Here is a 4,711-nt window from a genome sequence, read left to right on the forward strand (position 1 = left end):
TCGACGTCGCCAGCGACACGGTCGAGACATCAGAGGACGTCTGCAAGGTGATCGATGCCGTCTCGAAATTCGTCGCCCATGGCGACATCATCGCGACCACCAATTGCGGCATGGCGCCGATGCGGCGGGATATCGCGGAGGCCAAGCTGATGGCGCTCGGCGCCGGCGCAAAACTGGCGCGGCAACGGTTCGGGTGATCGCCAGCTGCGCAGGATTACCGCGCGCTCGGGTGCAGCGCCGGCTGGAATCCGGACGCCAGCGCGCGCAGCACTGATGGCGGCGTGATCAGCATCGCATCGCCGATCGGCGCTTCCATCTTGCAATAGCCGGCAAAGCTCCAGTGCAGCAGCTTGCCGTCAACGATCAGGTAGCTGCCCTCACCCGCCTGCACCATCGCGCCGTCCGGCAGCTTTTCCAACGGCATCGGCAGCGGATGCAGCCGTTTCCTGCCGCGATCCAGCCGCTCGCGATGCAGCACGGCATCGATGTCCTTTGCGCGGAGCCCGGCAACACGGTTTCCCTTCTCCCAGCAGCTGCGGAAACGGTTGGCGTCGTCGCGCCGACAGTAGAAGCAGGGGCGATGCCCGGCGGCGAGTGCCGTGGCCTCGTCGAGGAAGAACAGCTCGGTCCAGCTCCGCCCGCCCATCACCTCGCGGCGCCGGCCGCGGAATTCGCAGACGCAGGCCAGCCAGGCCGGGTTCGACCAGCGCTTCTTCAAGAGCGTCTTGGTCGCGGGGTCGTGAATGATGCCGCGGTTGCCGGTGAAGAGCCCGCGGTGCGGATCGGCGACGATGTCGCCCAGCGGCGTGACGCGGTTTTGCAGGGGCATGTGACGACCGCGAATAGCGAATAGCGAATAGTATCTTGCCCTGCTCGCCATTCGCAATTCGCTATTCGCCTCTCACCTCCCGCCGTGCAGCGGCGGCTGATACGACAGCGCGGTGTCCCACGGAAAATGAATCCAGGTGTCCTGCGACACCTCGGTGATATACGTGTCCACCAGCGGCCGGCCCTTCGGCTTGGCGTAGACCGCGGCGAAATGCGCATCCGGCATCATCGCGCGAACCAGGCGCCCGGTCTTGCCGGTGTCGACGAGGTCGTCGACGATCAGAAGTCCCTTGCCGGTGCCGCCGCCGAGCTTCGCCACTTTCTCCGACACGCCCTTGAGAACCTGCAGGTCGCCCTGCTTGTCGTGGTCGTAGCTCGCCACGCACACGGTATCGATGACGCGCAGGCCGAGCTCGCGCGCGACGATTGCGGCCGGCACCAGCCCGCCGCGGGTGATCGCAACCACCGCATGGAACGGGCCGACTTCATTGAGCCGCCAGGTCAGCGCCCGGCAATCCCGGTGGAACTGGTCCCAGGAGACCGGGAATGACTTTTCGGAATTATTGTCGGCCATTTCGCGAACCGCCCTTACGCCGACTTCCGCGCTGCATGCAGCGCCGCCAGCATCTCCTTCACCGCGGTCATCGCGGCGCTGAGCTTTTCCGGATCGCGCGAGCGCACCACGAGATTGGTGTTGGGACGCTGCTCCTCATCCATGAAGGGATAGCTGCCGATGATGGTGTCGGGATGGGTGTTGGCGATCTCCCGCAGCGGCCCGCCGATGTCGCCTTCCCGCGCGTTGGCCCGCACCGATTCCGACAGCATCCGCACCCCCGACTTCAGCTTGGGCGCAACGATGTCCATCATGGCTTGCATGATCGAGGGCACGCCGGCCATCACGATCACGTTGCCGATCTTGAAGCCGGGCGCCAAAATCGTCGCGCTCTGGATCAGCTCGGCGCCGTCGGGGATGCGTGCCATCCGCAGCCGCGCCTCGTTGAGATCCTGCCCGCTCCAGCGCTCGCGAAACCGCGCCACCACCTCCGGATGGTGGTCGATGCCGACGCCGAACGCCCTCGCCACGGCATCGGCGGTGATGTCGTCATGGGTCGGGCCGATGCCGCCGGTGGTGAAGACATAGGCGTAGCGCTTTCGCAGCGCATCGAGCGCCGCGACGATGTCGGCCTCGTCGTCGGCGACGACGCGGACTTCCTTGAGGTCGATGCCGATATTGGTCAGGTACTCGGCAATGAAGCCGATGTTCTTGTCCTTGGTCCGGCCGGACAGGATCTCGTCGCCGATCACCAATATCCCCGCCGTGACGATCTCGCTCATGTCCTCTTCCTCGCCCTGCCCCGTTTCGCGCGGGGTCATCCGACATTGCCGGGGCAACGCCTTGAAGTCACGGGGTTTTGCTGCCGAAATAAGCAACCGCGAGCCGGTTTTTCAGGCAACCCGTTTTCCATCCATAGCAAATGCCGCGCGCCAATGCATATCGCGCTGGCCCGGGCCTTGCTACCACCCCAAGAAGTCATGCAGTGTGTTGCATGGCCTGAGGGGGACAGTCACGGTTCATGGCGGTTGCGTTCGACGAAATGAATGGCCCCGGTGGCGACATCCGCCCGGCCTACCAGGAACTTTCCCGCTGGCTGAACGAGACGCCGCCGGACGCGCTGGAATATCGCCGCCATGAGGCGGAATTGCTGTTCCGCCGCATCGGCATCACCTTCGCGGTCTACGGCGACGCCGAGGCCACCGAGCGCCTGATCCCCTTCGACGTCATCCCGCGCATCATGTCCAAGCGGGAATGGACCATCCTGGAAAAGGGCCTGAAGCAGCGGGTGCGCGCGCTCAACATGTTCCTGCGCGACATCTATCACGGCCGCGAGGTGCTGCGCGCGGGCATCGTACCCGACGACCTGATCTTCCAGAACCCGGTGTTCCGGCCCGAGATGAACGGCCAGGCCGTGCCGCACGACGTCTACGTCCACATCGCCGGCATCGACATCGTGCGGGTGGACCCGGAAAATTTCATCGTGCTGGAGGATAATGCGCGGACGCCCTCGGGCGTGTCCTACATGCTGGAAAACCGCGAAATCATGATGCGGCTGTTTCCCGACCTGTTCGCCCGCCACCGCATCGCGCCGGTGGAGCGCTATCCGGACGAGCTGCTTTCCGCCCTTCGCTCGGTGGCGCCGCACAGCGCGTCCTCCGAGCCGACCGTGGCGCTGCTCACCCCCGGCGTCTACAACTCCGCTTATTACGAGCACTCCTTCCTCGCCGACAAGCTCGGCATCGAGCTCGTCGAGGGCCGCGACCTCATCGTCAAGAACGACGAAGTTTTCATGCGCACCACCGAGGGGCTGAAGCGGGTCGACGTGATCTACCGCCGGGTCGACGACGATTTCCTCGACCCCCTCACCTTCCGCCCCGATTCCGTGCTCGGCGTGCCCGGGCTGATGTCGGCCTATGCGGCCGGCAACATCACGCTGGCGAACGCAGTCGGCACCGGCATCGCCGACGACAAGGCGATCTACTCCTACATGCCCGAGATCGTGAGATTCTATCTCGGCGAGGAGCCGATCCTGAAGAACGTGCAGACCTGGCGCTGCCGCGAGCCGAAGGACCTCTCCTTCGTGCTCGACAATCTCGGCGACCTCGTCGTCAAGGAAGTGCACGGCTCCGGCGGCTACGGCATGCTGATCGGGCCCGCCGCCACCAAGGCCACGATCGAGGCCTTCCGCGACAAGTTGAAGCGCGAGCCCGAAGGCTTCATCGCCCAGCCGACGCTGGCGCTCTCCACCTGCCCGACCTGCACCGAGGCCGGCCTTGCGCCCCGCCATGTCGACCTGCGTCCCTTCGTGCTGACCGGCAGGGACCACGTCACCATCGTGCCTGGCGGTCTCACGCGCGTCGCCCTGAAGGAAGGCTCGCTGGTGGTGAACTCGAGCCAGGGCGGCGGCACCAAGGACACCTGGATTCTGGACGAGTAACAGATGCTGTCGCGCACCGCCGAGAACCTGTACTGGCTGGCCCGCTACGTGGAGCGCGCCGAATACATCGCGCGCACCATCGACGCCACCCTGCGCGTCACCGCGCTGCCCGCCGCCTATATCGGCAAGACCAACGAGTGGGAATCGGCGCTGCTCACCGCCGGCGTCAGCGCCAGCTTCTACGAGACCTATGAGGAAGCCAACGAAGCCAACGTCGTCGAGTACCTGTCGTTCTCCGTGGTCAACCCGTCGTCGATCAAGAACTGCATCGAGAACGCCCGGCTCAACTCGCGCTCGGTCCGCACCGCGCTCACCAGCGAAATGTGGGACACCATCAATTCCTCTTGGATCGAGCTGCAGGAAGTCTGGAGCAAGGGCACATCTTCGCGCGAGGAGCTGGCAAAATTCCTGCGCTTCGTGCAGGAGACCTCGTTGCGCTTCGACGGCTCCGCCTACCGCACCATGTTGCGCAACGACGCCTTCTGGTTCTCCCGGCTCGGCCTGCACCTCGAGCGCGCCGACAACACCGCGCGGATCCTCGACGTGAAGTACCACGTGCTGTTGCCCGAGGAGGAACATGTCGGCGGACCGCTGGACTACTACCAGTGGACCTCGATCCTGCGCTCGGTCTCGGCGCTGACCGCCTATCACTGGGTGTATCGCGAGACCCTGAAGCCGTGGCTGATCGCGGACCTGCTCATCCTCAACGACACGCTGCCGCGCTCGCTGGCGAGCTGCTACGGCAACCTCGTGCGCAACCTCGACCAGATCGGCGTCGCCTATGGTCGCCAGGGCGCCTCGCAGCGTCACGCCCGCGGCATCCGCAACCGACTCGAGCACAGCAACATGGACGACATCTTCCAGCACGGCGTGCACGAATTCATCCAGGA

At 65.1% G+C, this 4,711-nt stretch carries 5 protein-coding genes and 1 pseudogene; 3 read left to right on the forward strand and 3 right to left on the reverse strand.

The genetic code is table 11. The features are described from left to right. Window positions 1–197: pseudogene (locus ACT4OC_RS31530) on the forward strand (methionine synthase); the annotation flags it as partial. 17 nt (window positions 198–214) lie between these two features. Here ACT4OC_RS31530 and ACT4OC_RS31535 read toward each other — a convergent pair. From ACT4OC_RS31535 to ACT4OC_RS31545, 3 genes are all read right to left on the reverse strand, one after another. Next, window positions 215–829, reverse strand: coding sequence for a hypothetical protein (locus tag ACT4OC_RS31535; RefSeq protein WP_444842980.1), 615 nt, complete (start codon window positions 827–829; stop codon window positions 215–217). Between the two features lie 72 nt (window positions 830–901). Further along, window positions 902–1,402 carry a xanthine phosphoribosyltransferase gene (gpt, locus tag ACT4OC_RS31540; RefSeq protein WP_444842981.1) on the reverse strand — a complete coding sequence of 167 codons (501 nt, stop codon included), beginning with the start codon at window positions 1,400–1,402 and terminating at the stop codon, window positions 902–904. Between the two features lie 14 nt (window positions 1,403–1,416). After that, window positions 1,417–2,163 carry a competence/damage-inducible protein A gene (locus tag ACT4OC_RS31545; RefSeq protein WP_444842984.1) on the reverse strand — a complete coding sequence of 249 codons (747 nt, stop codon included), beginning with the start codon at window positions 2,161–2,163 and terminating at the stop codon, window positions 1,417–1,419. Window positions 2,164–2,402: 239 nt separating this feature from the next. On the opposite strand from ACT4OC_RS31545, the gene ACT4OC_RS31550 reads away from it, so the two are divergent. Continuing rightward, complete coding sequence (locus ACT4OC_RS31550; RefSeq protein ID WP_444842982.1) at window positions 2,403–3,821, forward strand: circularly permuted type 2 ATP-grasp protein; 1,419 nt, start codon at window positions 2,403–2,405, stop codon at window positions 3,819–3,821. Window positions 3,822–3,824: 3 nt separating this feature from the next. Continuing rightward, a partial coding sequence (locus ACT4OC_RS31555) for an alpha-E domain-containing protein (protein WP_444842983.1) occupies window positions 3,825–4,711 on the forward strand: 887 nt, incomplete at its 3' end.

Origin of the sequence: Bradyrhizobium sp. (assembly GCF_052389815.1) — a bacterium.
In the GTDB taxonomy this organism is placed as follows: Bacteria; Pseudomonadota; Alphaproteobacteria; order Rhizobiales; family Xanthobacteraceae; genus Bradyrhizobium.

Coding starts and splice junctions, on each gene's coding strand:
- gpt (WP_444842981.1), bottom strand. CDS start 1,402: ATGGCCGACAATAATTCCGAAAAGTCATTCCCGGTCTCCTGGGACCAG.
- ACT4OC_RS31535 (WP_444842980.1), bottom strand. CDS start 829: ATGCCCCTGCAAAACCGCGTCACGCCGCTGGGCGACATCGTCGCCGAT.
- ACT4OC_RS31550 (WP_444842982.1), top strand. CDS start 2,403: ATGGCGGTTGCGTTCGACGAAATGAATGGCCCCGGTGGCGACATCCGC.
- ACT4OC_RS31545 (WP_444842984.1), bottom strand. CDS start 2,163: ATGAGCGAGATCGTCACGGCGGGGATATTGGTGATCGGCGACGAGATC.